The following is a 15,101-nucleotide window of genomic DNA, read 5'->3' on the forward strand; positions in this document are numbered from 1 at the left end:
CATAACACAGACCTATAACTTCAACGACCGTATTGTTTTTTTCTTAATTCTTCTACTGAATCATTAACTGTCATAGGTTTTCTCTCTTGCTTTCCAAAAAATAATCCAGAAAGATTTCCACCAAGTGCCATAATGGCAAATAAAAGCCAGAGACTAAAAAAAGCACCTTCTAGCGTTAAATCAATTTGAAAGCGCGGCATAGCATCATACATCAAAAACAGAATGCACAAGACGGATAAAAACAATCGTTGTTTCACAATGATTCCCCCTCATAGTCTTTCTAAAAGGGTATGTTCAAGTCCGCGTATTTAATACGCTTATCAAACACAAAACCGATGCAGGGCATCGGTTTTGTGTTTGATTACAATTCGATTGTTTCTCCTGTTTGAAGAACCTTACCTTTTGTACCTTCAAGGCTTTCAGTAAACGCCTCGCCATTTTGTTCAATAAGCGGGAAAGTATTGTAGTGAATTGGTACGGTTATTTCAGCTCCTATCCATTTTGCAGCGATAGCTGCATCTTCAGGACCCATAGTAAAATTATCACCAATTGGTAGAAACGCAAGATCAATTTGCTTATTAGATAATAGCTTCATATCAGAATAAAGCCCAGTATCACCCGCGTGGTAGACCGTCTTACCTTCTGCGCTAAAGAGAATACCCGCTGGCATCCCTGTGTAAATGATTTGCTGGTTTTCTTCCTCAGTGTAGCTCGAACCATGGAATGCCTGAGTTAGCTTCACATTACCAAACTCAAACTCATGCGCCCCACCGATTGCCATAGGATGCGTGTTAACACCTTTAAAACCAAGATATGTAGCAAGTTCGAATGGAGCTACGACTAATGCATCGTTTCGCTTTGCAATTTCAACTGTGTCACCAACGTGATCATTGTGTCCATGTGTTAGCAATATCACATCGCAAGTAACTTGATCCGCATCTAAATCACATTGACCATTACCGGAAATAAAAGGATCAATTAAAATTTTTGCTTTGTTCGTAACAACTTCTACAACTGAATGACCATGAAATGTAACTTTCATTTGTTATCGCTCCTTTAACAATTGGGTTTCATTACCTTCCCTAAAACGCTAGGAAGTGGGTTCTCTACTTATTACGTTCCCTTTGATAAACGATCTAAACTAATAATACAACCAGGCATTCTCATATTTTTCAATTAAATGAGGGCGAATTAGAGTATTAGGTTCAAAGCTGATTTTATTGCCATCTTTCACCATGTGACTGTCCTCATCTTTACCAAATACAGTAAGAGATGGAATCATCTCGTCTGAAAGATAATCGGTTTGAACTGAAATATCCAATTTCTCTTGAGCTACAGGATTCCTTGTTGCCATAACAAAACCCCAGTTCCCGAAACTTGGAATATCAACGTGATAATTTGACGTTCGTAGTCCAGTTTCTGAAATCGTTCGATCAATCGTCCAATAAGCTTCCCTCGCAAATAAAGGACTAGTCGCCTGCACCATTAGCGCCCCATCTACATCTAAATGATTGCGCAATAAAGAGTAGAACTCCCACGTGTAAAGCTTATTCAAAGACTCATTATTTGGATCTGGGAGATCAGATATGATGACATCAAACATTTTTTTCTGTTTTTCAATGTATTGAAAGGCATCTTCATTATGAATATCGACACGTTTATCCTCAAGTGAATGCTCATTTAATTCCATTAATAAATGATGATTCTTCGCTAGTTTTACCATTTCCGGATCTAGATCCACTACCGTAATGGATTTCAGATCGTCATATTTAAGTAGCTCTCTAACCGCAAGTCCATCTCCACCTCCAAGTATAAGAACATCCTCCGCTTCTTTAACAGCAGCCATAGGAATATGGACAAGTGTTTCATGGTACCTATGTTCATCACTTGAGCTAAACTGAAGCTGTCCATCCAAATAAAGTCTTAGATCTCCCTGCTCCTTCGTTAAGGTTATTTTCTGATAGGATGTTTCCTCAGAGTAAATGATGGGGTCTTTGTATAGGCGCTGCTCAAATGAGAACGCCATCTCCTCTCCAAATAAAGTCCCACCAATCATTAGTACAAACAGAAGAAAGGCTACTCCAATATAGATTCCTTGATAGACGATCTCTTTTCTAAATGAATAAATCATCCAAAATGCAACGAGAATGTTTACAATAGCTACAAGGAAGGCTGATTTTACTAGACCGAATTCCGGACGAAGGTAAAAAGCAAATAACATTCCTCCTACAAGTCCCCCAGCATAGTCAGAGAAGAGCACCCTGGCCGTGCTTTTGTTCATTTCCACGCCAATCTCATTCGCTTTCCGAATAAGAATGGGTAATTCAAGACCAGTTAGTCCACCAACAATGAGAATAATGGAATAGAGTACAATGGCTGTTGCTTCTTCTCCCGCAAAAGCTGTAATTCCAAACACAGCAAAACTTGAAAATCCTCCAATTAAGCCAATAAGAAGCTCAATTGCAATGAATCTCGTAATCAGGTTTTTAACTACCTTTTCACTCAATGATGCGCCAATACCCATACCTGTTAGAAAGAGCGAAATAGTTAACGTGTATTGCTTAACCCCGTCTCCGAGTATGTAAGAACCCAGTGCGCCGAACAGCACTTCAAAAATAATACCGCAAATGGATACAATTCCTGAAGCCCAGTACAATTGACTGCTTTTACTTAACGTCTTGCTCATGACTTCCACCTTCAGCTGATCATTTCTTTTTACGTAATTGATGCTCCTACTACTAAGCCCAGGCCTATTGAAACACACATCGATAGAATGCCTATTGATACGACACCTTCACTAAGCTTCTGTTCAACCGAAAATCGTCTAGTAAGAAAATCAAAAATATAATAGGCAACTAATTGAAGCACTACACCATACGCTCCCCAAATAATTGTTTCGAGAACATCCGAACTATGGTATATAGAGAATGCTAGTATTAAACAAATCCCGATTATCTTACCACCTATTGAAAGTGCAACGGCCGTGTTCCCGTTCTCAATCTGTTCCCAGTCCTTATATTTCGTCGTGATCAATTCAAACACAATCAATCCAACTACAACAACGACAATCGCCGCTATAAAATAAAAAAATGTTAATAGAAATGGCCCCATGTCATGATCCTCCTTTGTTTATTTTCCTGTTCCAGGTCCGCCCCCACGATTAGATCCTCGGAATGATGGAATCGTGGACGGTCCTTTATATGAACCTCCAGTAGATCCATAACCGCCATAACAATTTCCGCTAGCGCTCTGACAGCGGTTCTTCTGCTTCTTGCCCCAGTCGTCTACATCAAGTATTTCATCAAGAATGTAGTAAGCTAGCAACCCATCAAAGAAATCCGGCTGGTAATTATCTCTCACAAAGCCAACTGTCGCAACTTCAACTAGTGTGTTTGATGGCTCATCACTTTCTTCTAATGTAACGATATAGTCATCATAAACAAGAATTTGCTTACCTTCTTTTAATTCACTGACTTCATTCGGCTTTATTTGTTCCTTAAGATAGGTGGCAACAGAAGGAATATCTTCCTCAGCAAGATAGACCTTTGAGGTATCGTTTGAATCCACGCTACTCGCTACAACATCTTCAAGCTGATAGCGGTCTTCAACAATTTCGAGAATATCCTTCGTAATCCCACATGCCGATAAGAGCAGAATGAATGCTGTCAGCAATCCTATTAGCCATTTCATTCTTCCACCCCATTTAAGGGGAAAGGTTATTCTTTCCCCATTTTTTTCTTTAGCTCAGCTAATTCATCATCGATTCCATTATTTTTATCGAGGGCCTCAAGCTCATCATCAAGCGAACGATTTTTGGAACGCATATCTTCACTTGTTTCAGCTTCTGCCTCATATTGAAGGACCTTTTCTTCCATACGCTCAAATCCTCGTTTAGAATCATCACCACCAATATCAGACATGGCGCGATTCATTTTTGTTTTTGTTTTAGCTGACTCAGCTCGAGCCTTCAAACTATCTTTCTTCAGTTGCATTTGACGATATTCTTCTTTCATTTCATCTAATTTTGAGCGAAGAGAGTCGGCGTCAGCTTTTGCTCTTTCGTACGATACCTTTAATGTTTCCGCTTTGGCTTCATGATCTTTCTTATCCTGAAGCGCTCTTCTTGCAAGATCATCGTTATCAGTTTGGAGAGCTTTCTCAGCTTGCCCCTGACGCTTAGTCACCATAGAATTAGCATCGTCCCATTTTTTCTTTAACATCTTTTCATTAGAGATTTGTTTTGCAACAGCGGTTTCTGCTTCTCTTATATCCGCTTCCATATCCCTCATAAATTGCTCTAGCATTTTTACGGGATCCTCCGCTTTATCAAGTGCAGCGTTTAATTCAGAAGACATAATCGTTTTTACTCTTTTAAACATTTTAAACATTCGCTTTCATCCTCTCATTTGCTTCCAGCAAGAATTTTGATTTCATAATCTTCAATCGCGTAACCTTTACTCACTTCTACTTCGGAACCCCAGACTTCAATGGATAGATAACTTGATTCATCTTCATTGGAAAAATCATAATACTCGACTTCCTGTCCATCTAGATTACTTCCTCGTCCATTGCCCGTCACCTTTGCGTAACCATGTTCCTCTTTATAATAAGTAACGGAATCAATGCTTATTTCTTCAGGAATTGGTTTCGAGATTTTTTCTTTTACATTTCGATAAATGCCTAGCTCTAGTTCATCATCCATTTCAACACTAAGCCAGATCGAAGATGATCCTGAGATTAACTGGTATGCTTGCCATTCGTAACCTTTATTATGATATGTTAGCGTCCCCACAACCTCATAATCCTCAAGATCATATGTGATGATATCTCCTACCTGAATCGTAAAAACCGTTCTTTCTTCTACCTTCTTCTCTTCTTTCTTTCCAAAAAACTTTGATAAAAAACTCATACCGCGACCTCCCATCCTCTCTTTCATACGAATGATCGAGAAAAATGTTCCCGTTATTTTTCCCGTTTTCTATGTGTAACCATACTTTCCTGTTCTGTAAAATAGAAATCCAGTGGCGGTCGTTCTGTTAAAAGAGCTTTTTTCTCTAGCTTAAAAAAACTAATTTTTTTATACGGGTCTCCTTCAATAATTGGAGGTGCTTTTTCAGAACGAATGTATGCATCTACCGCTCTTTGCACTGCATCAATCCAAAAAGGAATGTGACGGTTTTCCTCTTCAAAGAGTTCGAATGTCTCTTTTGACATATAAAATGATTTAGAAGGAATGCCTCCAAGATGGGGAGCGAGGAGAGAAGAATCAAGTTCATTATTTTCTTTTACCAATACTTTCAACGAGATCCCATCTCTTTTCTTTTCAGCAAATGCTCCGACAGCCTGTCGTATCTCATGAAGGCTTGCATCTATTATCCCGATTGAATGTTGCGGATTGTTTTTAATGCTTTTTTTACTCCAAAAAGCCATTTGATGATTCACCTCCCTCTCTTATGATTCGTATAACTATATAAAAACCCTTCAACGCTGATGAAAATTTCTAAGCTTTTTAATACGATAAAAAAATAAAGCAGCTAACGGTTAGCTGCTTTATTTCTACTTCTATTTTTCAAGGAGTGAGCGAGCATTTTTATATGTGAGCTGATGGGCTTCAGCTACTGCTTCGTACGTTACAAATCCGTCCATCGTATTAATTCCTTTTAGCAAAGGTTCATTTTCAAGACAGGCTTTTTTATAACCTTTATTCGCAAGCTGAGCGGCATAAGGTACAGTCACATTCGTTAAGGCAATGGTTGATGTACGCGGAACAGCTCCAGGCATATTCGCTACCGCATAATGAACAACATCATATTTTGTGTATGTCGGGTTGTCATGAGTTGTGATACGATCGGTTGTTTCGAAAATACCTCCCTGATCAATTGCTACATCAACAATAACAGAGCCCGCCTTCATTTCTTTGATCATCTCTTCTGTTACAAGCTTCGGTGCTTTTGCCCCTGGAATAAGCACTGCACCAATCACTAAATCTGATTCTTTCACGGCTTCTGTTATATTAAGTGGATTGGACATCATCGTATTAATCTCAGTACCAAAAATGTCATCAAGCTGACGCATTCGTTCTGGACTTAAATCCATAATTGTCACATCGGCACCAAGCCCCATCGCAATTTTCGCTGCGTTCGTTCCGACGACTCCTCCACCAATAACCGTTACTTTACCTCTTTTAACCCCAGGGACACCGCCCAGAAGAATACCGAGTCCTCCTTTAGGTTTCTCAAGAAATTGAGCCCCTATTTGAGCCGCCATCCGACCAGCAACTTCACTCATGGGTGTCAAAAGAGGTAGCGAGCCATTTGGTAACTGAACGGTTTCATAGGCAATTCCGATAACTTTTTTTTCTACAAGAGCCCTGGTTAATTCTGATTCTGCAGCAAGATGAAGATATGTAAATAAAATCAAACCCTCACGAAAGTAGACATACTCCTCTCGAAGTGGTTCCTTTACTTTCATGACCATTTCCTTCGACCACGCTTCAGCGGCCGTCTCTACTAGATGAGCTCCAGCTTCAAGGTACTGATCATCCCCAAAACCAGATCCAACGCCCGCTCCTTTTTCGATATAAACTTCATGACCTAATCGCGTTAAGGTCAATACGCCAGCAGGGGTCATTGCTACACGGTTCTCATTGTTTTTAACCTCAACAGGCACTCCAATATGCATTGATACTCCTCCTTTATCTCTAACGAGCCATATACTGTTACCTCTATTGTATAACATTTAATACCATTAAATGAGGGAATGACTTAAGGGGTGAATCTATTTCATCAATAGATCGTATTAGTTATCGGAATATTTTTACACCATTATCATATACCCCACTGCCACCATTAACAACCCGCCAATTAAGCTAATTGATATATATGTAACAGAAAGCCAAAGCTTTATTGAGCCTAGTTCAAAAGCCTCGTACATAAAGGTGGAAAAAGTCGTTAGTGCTCCGAGAAATCCAGTCGATATCCCAGTCCCCCAATCGCCTGCTCCGAAAGCCATCCCTAGTATGAAACTTCCTATGAGGTTAACAAGTAGAGTGGCTAGCGGGAATTGAGAAGTGTTCCATCGGTTAACTATTAATGCCGTTATATATCGAAGCCATGCCCCTATACCTCCACCGATCGCAATCATTAACCACTCCATTACGTCACCTTCCTCGTTCTTTTAGCTAGTAAGACTCCAAGGAAGACACTTAGAATTCCACTTACAATAGTGCCGCCCCCATAAAGGCCCATCTTAATAAACTGACCATCTTTTATGTAGACCAAAAGATCAAGGGAGTAGGTTGAAAAAGTCGTAAATGATCCTATCATGCCAGTTGCAATCATTTTTTTCGCTGGCTCTGAAAAGCGATTGTTTGAATGATTGTATTGATAGAAAAACCCAAGGATAATGGAACCTACTATATTTACTATAAAAGTCGATAAGGGACTGCCATTCAATATGGTTCCCACCACCGCTCGTAGTGTAGCACCAATTGCACCACCTAAAACGACTGCAAAACTATTCTTCACTTGAATGCGGCTCCTTTCACGTCTTTCCTCATCTTAACGAAACCGCTATTCAAAGTCTACCGATCGTTTTGGTTCCAGACCCAAGTATATAATCTTCCACTTGCATCCATCCATTTCAACTCAAATCGCTCTGCATTTTTATAACCAAAGGTGTCCATTTTCTTTACTAATTCCTCTACGCGCGCGATTTCAGTTACTTCCAAATGCTGAAATAACGCCTCTACTTCGTCTTTTGCACGATCACCTTTCTCAACGACCGTTCCATTCTCTACCTCAAATTCGTTCGGACTGGAAAATTCCCATTCATGTTCAACTCCATTTGTTACTACCATACATTTAAACGAGAAGCTGTTTTCTAATGTAGAAGCCTCTGCTCGAATTGTAAATAGACACAAGTAAATAGCAAAGGTTATGACAACAAACTTTTTCATTATTAATCACCTCACCCTTATGCTGAGTGTAAACAGCAAATATTATTCCTAACCGAGCAATCAGGATTGCTTCATTCTTTTTTGCGAACTAAAATAAAGATAAGTCCGTAACTTTAAAGGAGATAATATGAGCAGTCTAAGCAAAACCTCTTCTACTATTCAAATTGAGCGTTATGGGCTTGAATCAGTCCCAGAAAAATTACGCACAACAAGATGGTATGAGTATGCCATGATTCAAATGACCGTTTCTGTCAATGCCGGTAACTTTCTCGTCCCAGCTCTCGCCGTCCTCGAAGGCGGCCTTAGTTTTGTATGGGCAGTTCTCGCCACTGTATTTGGAGCAAGTCTTGCATTCCTTTTCGTGTCTTACCTTTCTTTTCCAGGGGCACGTCGAGGTATCCCTTCACAGTATGCAGTAAGAGCTTTTGTTGGTCTGAAAGGAGCTCAATACTTCGCCTCTCCCGTAAGAACCATCACGTCGCTCTATTGGTTTTCTGTACAAACCATTGGAGGTACTTATATGGTTGTAGAGCTGATGAAACGTGCTTTTTCAATCGACCTTCTTTTTCTACCAACATCTCTATTTCTCGCTTCAGTAATGGCTTTACTTGCATTAATAGGATTCAATGCCGTCAAAAAAGCCACAAGGTACTTTCTCCCTCTTCTATTTGCCGGAGGAGTTGCCATGTTGTTTGTGTATTCTCAGACTCCTATTAACGGGAAGAGTTACTCAACCGTTCTATCAGTTAAACACGGTCCTGAACTAGGCTCTTTCTTTTTCTTTGCCAGCCTCGCTTTTGTGCAGTATGTATCAGGTGTTAGTAGTTCTTCAGACATGGCAAGGTACGCAAAATCCACTCAGCATGCATTCTGGGGAATCTTCTCAGGAAATACGATTGGTTTCACATTAACAGCACTACTCGGAGCCTACACCGCTTCAGTAGCTAGTACGTGGAACCCATTTTTAATCACGAGTCAACAAACACAGTCACCACTCCTATTGATACTCATTTTTGCTTCAGCCCTTTGCTCGATGATTATGATTAACATTAGCAATGCTTATACAGGAGGATATAGTCTGCTTAATACATTCCCCTCTCTTGGTCGAGTAAAAAGTGCGGTATTACTAGGTTGTGCCGCTGTTATATTAAGTGGATTCCCTACTTTTGTTAACCAGGCCGAGTCATTTATTTCACTTCTTGGAGCCTTCGTTATCCCGTTATCAGCTGTAATCGTGACTGATTTTATTATTGTGAAAAAAGGAAGGTTTACTTCAGCGATGCTCCAGGAATTATCTGAGAAGGCCAAGCTCTTGAATCGACCAGGGTTTGTCGCGATTTTAATTGGTCTTATCTTTTACATTATTCTTCCTGCATCCTATTCACCAGGTTTTCTCTCATTTTTCCTAACTGGTGGATGTTATCTCGCTTTTCGTTACTTCCCAGTTCGTTAATCATGGTGAAGTTCCATTAGAAACAGCAATTCAAAACGATCATAAATAAAAAAGTTCATGCGCTCAGCATGAACTTTTTGCTTTTTAATAATAACTTTTCCTGTCAGCTTTCCGTGGTAATTCTTTTGTTTTTTTAGTTTCTTCTTGATCAATGACACCACTCTGGTATGATTCACTCAACTGCTGATGCACGGCCATTTCGCCATTCTCATCGTAAATCAGTTCCTTTTTCTTATCAGCCATAAGACATCCTCCTATCATTTCGGACTTGCGCTTATATTGTTTCCAAAGCAAGGATGAAAAATGCTTCTAAAAATAGGATGATTGAATCTGAAATCGGAATGGATGGTCACATAAATTTCGTTACAAGACATTCTTTATTTATGGAGCTCACGGACAATATGCGGCAACTCCGGTAGCAGTAATCGCGACATTGCTAATTTGACTGCTCCTGAAGACCCAGGCATAGCAAATATTGCCGTTTCACCTGTCACCCCACCAATGGCTCTACTAAGCATCGCTGGAGTACCAATATCATCTGTATAGCTAATCATGCGGAATAGTTCTCCAAATCCCGCAAGCTCCTTTTCGAGTATAGCTTCAACAACTTCATACGTAACATCTCTTTTGGATATTCCAGTTCCACCATTTAATAGCACAACATCAACGTCTTTATCATCTATACCTTTTTGAATCGCCTGGCGGATCTCTTCTTGTTCATCTATTACGATTTTCATTTGCCCAACCATATGATTGTTTTCTTCAAGTAAGGAATAAATAACATCTCCGCTTTTATCCGTTTCAACTGTCCTTGTATCGCTCACGGTTACAATGAGAGCTCGAATCAATGGTGCATCTTTTTTGTGATCTTCTGCACTCATCCTACGTCCCCCTTTTCAAGCTCATTCAAGAAACGTTTCTGATAAAATTTATGTGCGGTTTCACTTACCGTTCGCGCAAATCTATAGTTCACTCCCGCTCCCATGGCAATTCCAAGAAGCGGTATTCCTTGAATTACTTTTTTCCTTAACATCATAAGAACAGTTCCCTTTATAATTTGCTTCATTGGTCCTTGTAGCCAATTTCCGTCTGCAATTTCTTCAGGCCCTTCATAAAAATAAGGATGCGTTTGCTCATGCTTTATCTCTTCCTCTAACGTTTTCCAGGCTTGTTCTTGTAGCACTTTCGGTAATGTTGCCATGTGAAATACTTTAAGAGCGATCATCATTTCGGAAGGATAGTTTACTGGATAGCCATATGTCATCGCTATTAGCTGAACAGTACGCAAGTTAATAGCAAGTACAGCAGGTATATCAAGACCCAGCAGTAGAAAACTCCCCGTTCCAGCAAGTCCTCCTTGAGCAAATGATACCATTCGCTGACGGGCAATTTGTTGATCTGCTATGTAAACAAGGTGATCAATCGAGAGGTTTTTCATATCCTGAATTTGTTCAATTTTAGGATCAAATAACCTTGCATCCGTTAACAATCGATGACTGGCATCCACTTGCGATTGTGAGTTTTGTATAAGCGAATGCATATGAAAAAGAGCTGAATCAATTACAGCATACAAACGGTTTTTCGTTGGTGACTCTAGCTGATTAAGCTGATAGTCATACCATTTCTGGAAAGTGCGCTCTACGTCCGTTGCATGATGCGTAAAGTGCTCTTCCTCCCATTGAATTATGCCGTTCATTCTTTTTTGTTCTCTATCTGTCCACACCATTCAAATTCACTCCCTTACAACTCTTTCCTATATTGTAGCTTTTCCAATCAAAAACTTCCAACAAAGGTGGAATAAGGAGTAAAAAAAGAACAGCGCATCTGTTAAGATACGCTGTTTCTCTAAAGTCTATTTTGAAAGCCTAACTGTATCACGCGCAATGACGACTTCCTCATTAGTAGGAATAATCATTACTTTGACAGGTGAGTGAGGGTAGTTAATGAAAGCTTCTTTCCCCTTCACCTTATTTAGAGCTGGATCCCAATATACGCCCATAAATTCAAGGCCACGAAGTACACGTGCACGAACAGCATCACTATTTTCACCGATACCTGCTGTGAAAATAATAGCGTCTAGTCCTGACATGCGCGCTGCATAAGACCCAATGTATTTATGAATACGAGAAGTAAATACTTCTAGTGCTAATTCAGCACGTTCATTTCCAGCTTCTGCTTTACTAGTGATATCGCGAAGATCACTTGAGAAACCAGACACTCCAAGAAGACCACTTTTCTTATTCAATGTATTCATTACTTCTTCTGCTGTTTGACCAGTCTTATCCATAATAAATGGAATCAAAGCAGGGTCAATGTTACCTGAACGAGTTCCCATTGTTACACCAGCTAGTGGAGTGAAGCCCATTGATGTATCAATTGACTTTCCGCCTTGAATAGCTGCAATACTCGCACCGTTACCAAGGTGGCAAGAAAGGAGACGCAATTGATCAAGCGGGCGACCAAGCATCTCTGCCGCTCTCTCTGAAACATACTGGTGAGAAGTTCCGTGGAAGCCGTACTTACGAATACCATAATCTTTATAATAATCGTAAGGGAGACTATATAGGAACGACTGCTCAGGCATAGACTGATGGAAAGCTGTATCAAATACGGCTACAGATGGAACATCTGGTAGAATTTCACGGAATGCACGAATCCCAACAAGGTGAGCGGGGTTATGCAATGGCGCAAGCTCTGATACTTCTTCAATGCTAGCTAGTACATCATCCGTAATCAATGCAGAGTCATCAAATTTCTCACCGCCGTGAACCACACGGTGTCCAACACCTTCAATTTCATTATAGGAAGAGATAATGGAGAAGCTAATCAGCTTATCTAATAGCATTTTAACCGCAACTCCATGATCAGGAATATCAGTAATTTCTTCTTTCTTTTCACCGTTCACTTCTATTGTAAAAATGGCGTCATCAAGGCCGATTCTCTCCACGAGTCCTTTAGTGATAACAGTTTCTTCCGGCATATTTAATAGTTGAAACTTCAACGAAGAACTACCGGCGTTGATTGCGATTATTTTCGCCATATGTGACAGCTCCTTTAATTCAATAAAATTAGAATACGACACGAAAATAGAAGGGTAAGACCCTTCTATCTTTAGCACTCTTATTATTTAAACATCGTCCATTACTTTATTCAAGGTGAAAACCGCTTACATTCAAGTATTCCGCCAATTCAGATTTGTAAACGTTTCATAACCTTTAAGAAAGCTGTGAAAACCACCCGTTAATCTGCTGCATCATGTTCAACATCGCTTCACGATTGGAGAAGGATGGAAGCTTTGCCATCATAACTTGTTTAGGCTTTAACGTATGTTCTCCTTTTTTCTGAGTAACAAGAATACTTTTAGCTTGCGACTCATTCGCAAATAAACTTGTAGGCAATTGAATAATGCCGTGGATAACAGAGCGATCATTTAGCAAATTCCTCACTTGCTTGGCTCCATCATCTCCAAAGAGAAAGTTTGGAATCATAAAGAAGAGCATGCCAGACTCTTCTGTCATATTTAAGCTTTGTTCGATAAGAAGATGGTGAACGTAAGACATCCCTTCTTCTGCTTTTAATTCGTATTTTGCAGATGCTTCCTCATGGGGATAGTAACCAACAGGTAAATCAGTTACGATCGTATTAACCTGGGGAATATAAAGTGGCTTTACGCTATCCTGGTGAAGAAATTCTACCTGGTGTTTTTGCAAATTCGCATTAACAAAACCTAAATGTAATAAAAGATCATCTGGTTCCGCCCCGAATGCTTCAACTTTCTCACCTTCTAATTGGTTTAGAACAGAAGTGAGTAAATTTCCTGTTCCTACTGCAGGATCAAGAATTTTCATTTCCTCTATATTTAATACATCTTTATATTTTTTCACAAGATAACCGATTAAATGCGCAACACTATCTGGAGTCATGGCATGATGAGGCTGAATTCCTTTCTTCATCCCTTTCAGAAGTGCAAGCTGGATCCCTTTACGCACTGTTTCTTTCTTAGCATCCTCAAGATCACATGAATCATAAAGAGCTTTAAGACGGACAACGGTATCCGTATCTAGTTCCTCTTGTAATACTTTATTTTCAAATATGTTTAAACCTGTCTCAACGAGAGCTTCAAGATACGACATTTCCAATTTATTTTGAATAACTAGCGTCGATTCATCAAGCACGTTATATAAATTTTCTACAGTTAGTTCGGTCATTGATTGGCCTCCTATCAGTTCGCCGTCTCTATTGTAAACAGTCTTGAGTTCTTTCGCAACATCGGAAGATCATCTGTTACGAGAGAGACTTTTTATACTTTGCAAAAGTTTATGGCTAATCGAGAGTTTTCTACACTAACGTCTATGAATTATAGATCACAATACAATTCCGTTAAAAAAGGACTCCGATCACGTCATCGAAGTCCTTGCCATGTTTGTTTACATTATTCAGCTTGCTTAGCGGCGTTAAGTGCAGCGTCATAATCTGGGTGATTTGTTGCTTCACTAACATATTCTGTGTATACAACTTCGTCCTTACTGTTTACTACAAAAACAGCTCTTGCTAATAAACGAAGCTCTTCCATCGCTACGCCAAAAGCTTTACCAAATGAAAGATCGCGATGATCAGATAAAGTAATAGCATCTTCAATTCCAGCAGCACCGCACCAGCGCTTCTGTGCAAATGGGAGGTCAGCGCTAATTGTTAACACTTTCACGTTATCAAGCTTAGCAGCTTCTTCGTTAAATTTACGTGTTTGAGCATCACAAACGCCTGTATCTAGTGATGGTACGACACTAATGAGACGAATACCTGCATAATCATCAAGCGTTTTTTCAGATAGATCATTAGCAAGAACAGTAAAATCAGGCGCTTTGTCCCCCGCTTTTACTTCTTCCCCTAAAAGTGTCATCGGCGTTTCTTTAAATGTAATATTAGCCATGTTCATACCTCCTTCATAATTGGTCGTATGTACGACTGTTTTCATCATATATGCCATCGCTTCTGATTTCAAGAAATCAGCTAAGGCTTTCTAGCTCAGTTTTTATGAATCAGAGGTATTTATGTTCGATTAATGCAACTTAGTTTTCTAGAATAACCCACAATGGCAGAAGAATCGAATCTAAAGACCATATAAAAAAGCTACTTTAATTAAAAGTAGCTTAAAAATCCAAATCCTGCTTATCGTCATCCTGCTGTCTCTTATGACCACGGAAGAGGTGTTTTCCTTGGGATGTATGTCGCGAAGATTGTGAATCGCTTTGGTGATCGTTTCCTCTTCTTCCCTTAGTCTCATGATTCATATTCTGAAGAATGCTTTGTACTTTTTCAATTGCCTGTGGGGCAAGATCGAGCAATCTCTCATAAAGATGTGTGGTGTTATCAAGGTGTATCATCTTTATATCGCCAGCACTTACAATTAAAAACGCAATTGGCGTTATGGAAACACCACCACCACTACCTCCACCAAAAGGATCGCCTTTGCTTTGCCCTTGCTGATCACGCTGATTGGACTGTTGCTTTAGCATAAATTCACTACCACCAGCAGCAAATCCAAATCCAACCTTTGACACCGTTAGAATGACGCTTCCATCAGGGGTTTCGACAGGATCACCTATAATCGTGTTGACATCAATCATGTCTTTCAGATTTTCCATTGCAGTCTGCATAAGTCCTTCAATTGGATGTTCAGGCATTTTGTGT

General features: G+C 39.8%; 20 protein-coding genes. 1 reads left to right on the forward strand and 19 read right to left on the reverse strand.

Annotated features, from left to right (window positions below; all coding sequences use genetic code 11):
• Positions 1–20 precede the first annotated feature (20 nt).
• From AC0VYO_RS16060 to AC0VYO_RS16115, 12 genes are all read right to left on the reverse strand, one after another.
• A complete protein-coding gene (locus AC0VYO_RS16060) occupies positions 21–257 on the reverse strand; it encodes a hypothetical protein (protein ID WP_194219289.1) in 237 nt (78 codons plus the stop codon).
• A gap of 104 nt (positions 258–361) precedes the next feature.
• Positions 362–1,042, reverse strand: a complete 681-nt coding sequence (locus tag AC0VYO_RS16065; protein ID WP_194219288.1) for a metal-dependent hydrolase — start codon at positions 1,040–1,042, stop codon at positions 362–364.
• Between the two features lie 99 nt (positions 1,043–1,141).
• Positions 1,142–2,686: a polyamine aminopropyltransferase gene (locus AC0VYO_RS16070; protein ID WP_475365604.1), complete on the reverse strand. Its 1,545-nt coding sequence runs from the start codon at positions 2,684–2,686 to the stop codon at positions 1,142–1,144.
• A gap of 29 nt (positions 2,687–2,715) precedes the next feature.
• Positions 2,716–3,111 carry a DUF350 domain-containing protein gene (locus tag AC0VYO_RS16075; protein ID WP_430241431.1) on the reverse strand — a complete coding sequence of 132 codons (396 nt, stop codon included), beginning with the start codon at positions 3,109–3,111 and terminating at the stop codon, positions 2,716–2,718.
• Between the two features lie 18 nt (positions 3,112–3,129).
• Entirely contained in the window at positions 3,130–3,690 is a 561-nt protein-coding gene (locus AC0VYO_RS16080) for a DUF4247 domain-containing protein (protein ID WP_475365605.1), read from the reverse strand.
• 26 nt (positions 3,691–3,716) lie between these two features.
• Positions 3,717–4,388: a PspA/IM30 family protein gene (locus AC0VYO_RS16085; RefSeq protein ID WP_430241435.1), complete on the reverse strand. Its 672-nt coding sequence runs from the start codon at positions 4,386–4,388 to the stop codon at positions 3,717–3,719.
• A gap of 14 nt (positions 4,389–4,402) precedes the next feature.
• Positions 4,403–4,909: a DUF4178 domain-containing protein gene (locus AC0VYO_RS16090; protein ID WP_475365606.1), complete on the reverse strand. Its 507-nt coding sequence runs from the start codon at positions 4,907–4,909 to the stop codon at positions 4,403–4,405.
• 53 nt (positions 4,910–4,962) lie between these two features.
• Entirely contained in the window at positions 4,963–5,430 is a 468-nt protein-coding gene (locus AC0VYO_RS16095; RefSeq protein ID WP_475365607.1) for a DUF3939 domain-containing protein, read from the reverse strand.
• A 132-nt stretch (positions 5,431–5,562) separates the two neighbouring features.
• Entirely contained in the window at positions 5,563–6,681 is a 1,119-nt protein-coding gene (gene ald, locus AC0VYO_RS16100; RefSeq protein WP_475365608.1) for an alanine dehydrogenase, read from the reverse strand.
• A gap of 135 nt (positions 6,682–6,816) precedes the next feature.
• Positions 6,817–7,155: a fluoride efflux transporter FluC gene (locus AC0VYO_RS16105; RefSeq protein ID WP_475365609.1), complete on the reverse strand. Its 339-nt coding sequence runs from the start codon at positions 7,153–7,155 to the stop codon at positions 6,817–6,819.
• Entirely contained in the window at positions 7,155–7,526 is a 372-nt protein-coding gene (locus AC0VYO_RS16110; RefSeq protein ID WP_475365610.1) for a fluoride efflux transporter FluC, read from the reverse strand. The genes AC0VYO_RS16105 and AC0VYO_RS16110 overlap by 1 nt, the downstream gene beginning before the upstream one ends.
• 56 nt (positions 7,527–7,582) lie before the next feature.
• Positions 7,583–7,957: a hypothetical protein gene (locus AC0VYO_RS16115; protein WP_194219278.1), complete on the reverse strand. Its 375-nt coding sequence runs from the start codon at positions 7,955–7,957 to the stop codon at positions 7,583–7,585.
• Positions 7,958–8,084: 127 nt separating this feature from the next.
• On the opposite strand from AC0VYO_RS16115, the gene AC0VYO_RS16120 reads away from it, so the two are divergent.
• Positions 8,085–9,410, forward strand: a complete 1,326-nt coding sequence (locus AC0VYO_RS16120) for a purine-cytosine permease family protein (RefSeq protein ID WP_475365611.1) — start codon at positions 8,085–8,087, stop codon at positions 9,408–9,410.
• Positions 9,411–9,494: 84 nt separating this feature from the next.
• Here AC0VYO_RS16120 and AC0VYO_RS16125 read toward each other — a convergent pair whose 3' ends face one another.
• The 7 genes from AC0VYO_RS16125 to ytfJ all read right to left on the reverse strand — a co-directional run bounded on the left by AC0VYO_RS16125 (position 9,495) and on the right by ytfJ (position 15,094).
• On the reverse strand, positions 9,495–9,653 hold the full coding sequence (locus AC0VYO_RS16125; protein WP_226614667.1) for a hypothetical protein: 159 nt from the start codon (positions 9,651–9,653) through the stop codon (positions 9,495–9,497).
• A 134-nt stretch (positions 9,654–9,787) separates the two neighbouring features.
• On the reverse strand, positions 9,788–10,291 hold the full coding sequence (locus AC0VYO_RS16130; RefSeq protein ID WP_475365612.1) for a MogA/MoaB family molybdenum cofactor biosynthesis protein: 504 nt from the start codon (positions 10,289–10,291) through the stop codon (positions 9,788–9,790).
• The gene (locus tag AC0VYO_RS16135) at positions 10,288–11,136 is read right to left on the reverse strand and encodes an EcsC family protein (protein ID WP_430241447.1); all 849 of its coding nucleotides are present in this window, start codon (positions 11,134–11,136) and stop codon (positions 10,288–10,290) included. The genes AC0VYO_RS16130 and AC0VYO_RS16135 overlap by 4 nt, the downstream gene beginning before the upstream one ends.
• 126 nt (positions 11,137–11,262) lie before the next feature.
• Positions 11,263–12,450 (reverse strand): acetate kinase, encoded by a 1,188-nt coding sequence (locus tag AC0VYO_RS16140; protein ID WP_475365613.1) that lies wholly within the window; start codon positions 12,448–12,450, stop codon positions 11,263–11,265.
• A gap of 175 nt (positions 12,451–12,625) precedes the next feature.
• The gene (locus AC0VYO_RS16145) at positions 12,626–13,618 is read right to left on the reverse strand and encodes a class I SAM-dependent methyltransferase (RefSeq protein ID WP_430241452.1); all 993 of its coding nucleotides are present in this window, start codon (positions 13,616–13,618) and stop codon (positions 12,626–12,628) included.
• Positions 13,619–13,842: 224 nt separating this feature from the next.
• Complete coding sequence (tpx, locus tag AC0VYO_RS16150) at positions 13,843–14,340, reverse strand: thiol peroxidase (RefSeq protein ID WP_194219271.1); 498 nt, start codon at positions 14,338–14,340, stop codon at positions 13,843–13,845.
• Between the two features lie 220 nt (positions 14,341–14,560).
• Positions 14,561–15,094 (reverse strand): GerW family sporulation protein, encoded by a 534-nt coding sequence (gene ytfJ / locus AC0VYO_RS16155; RefSeq protein ID WP_194219270.1) that lies wholly within the window; start codon positions 15,092–15,094, stop codon positions 14,561–14,563.
• Positions 15,095–15,101: the final 7 nt, after the last annotated feature.

Source organism: Anaerobacillus sp. 63XJN7_4_ISO-PGPR-S23-413 (assembly GCF_056173725.1).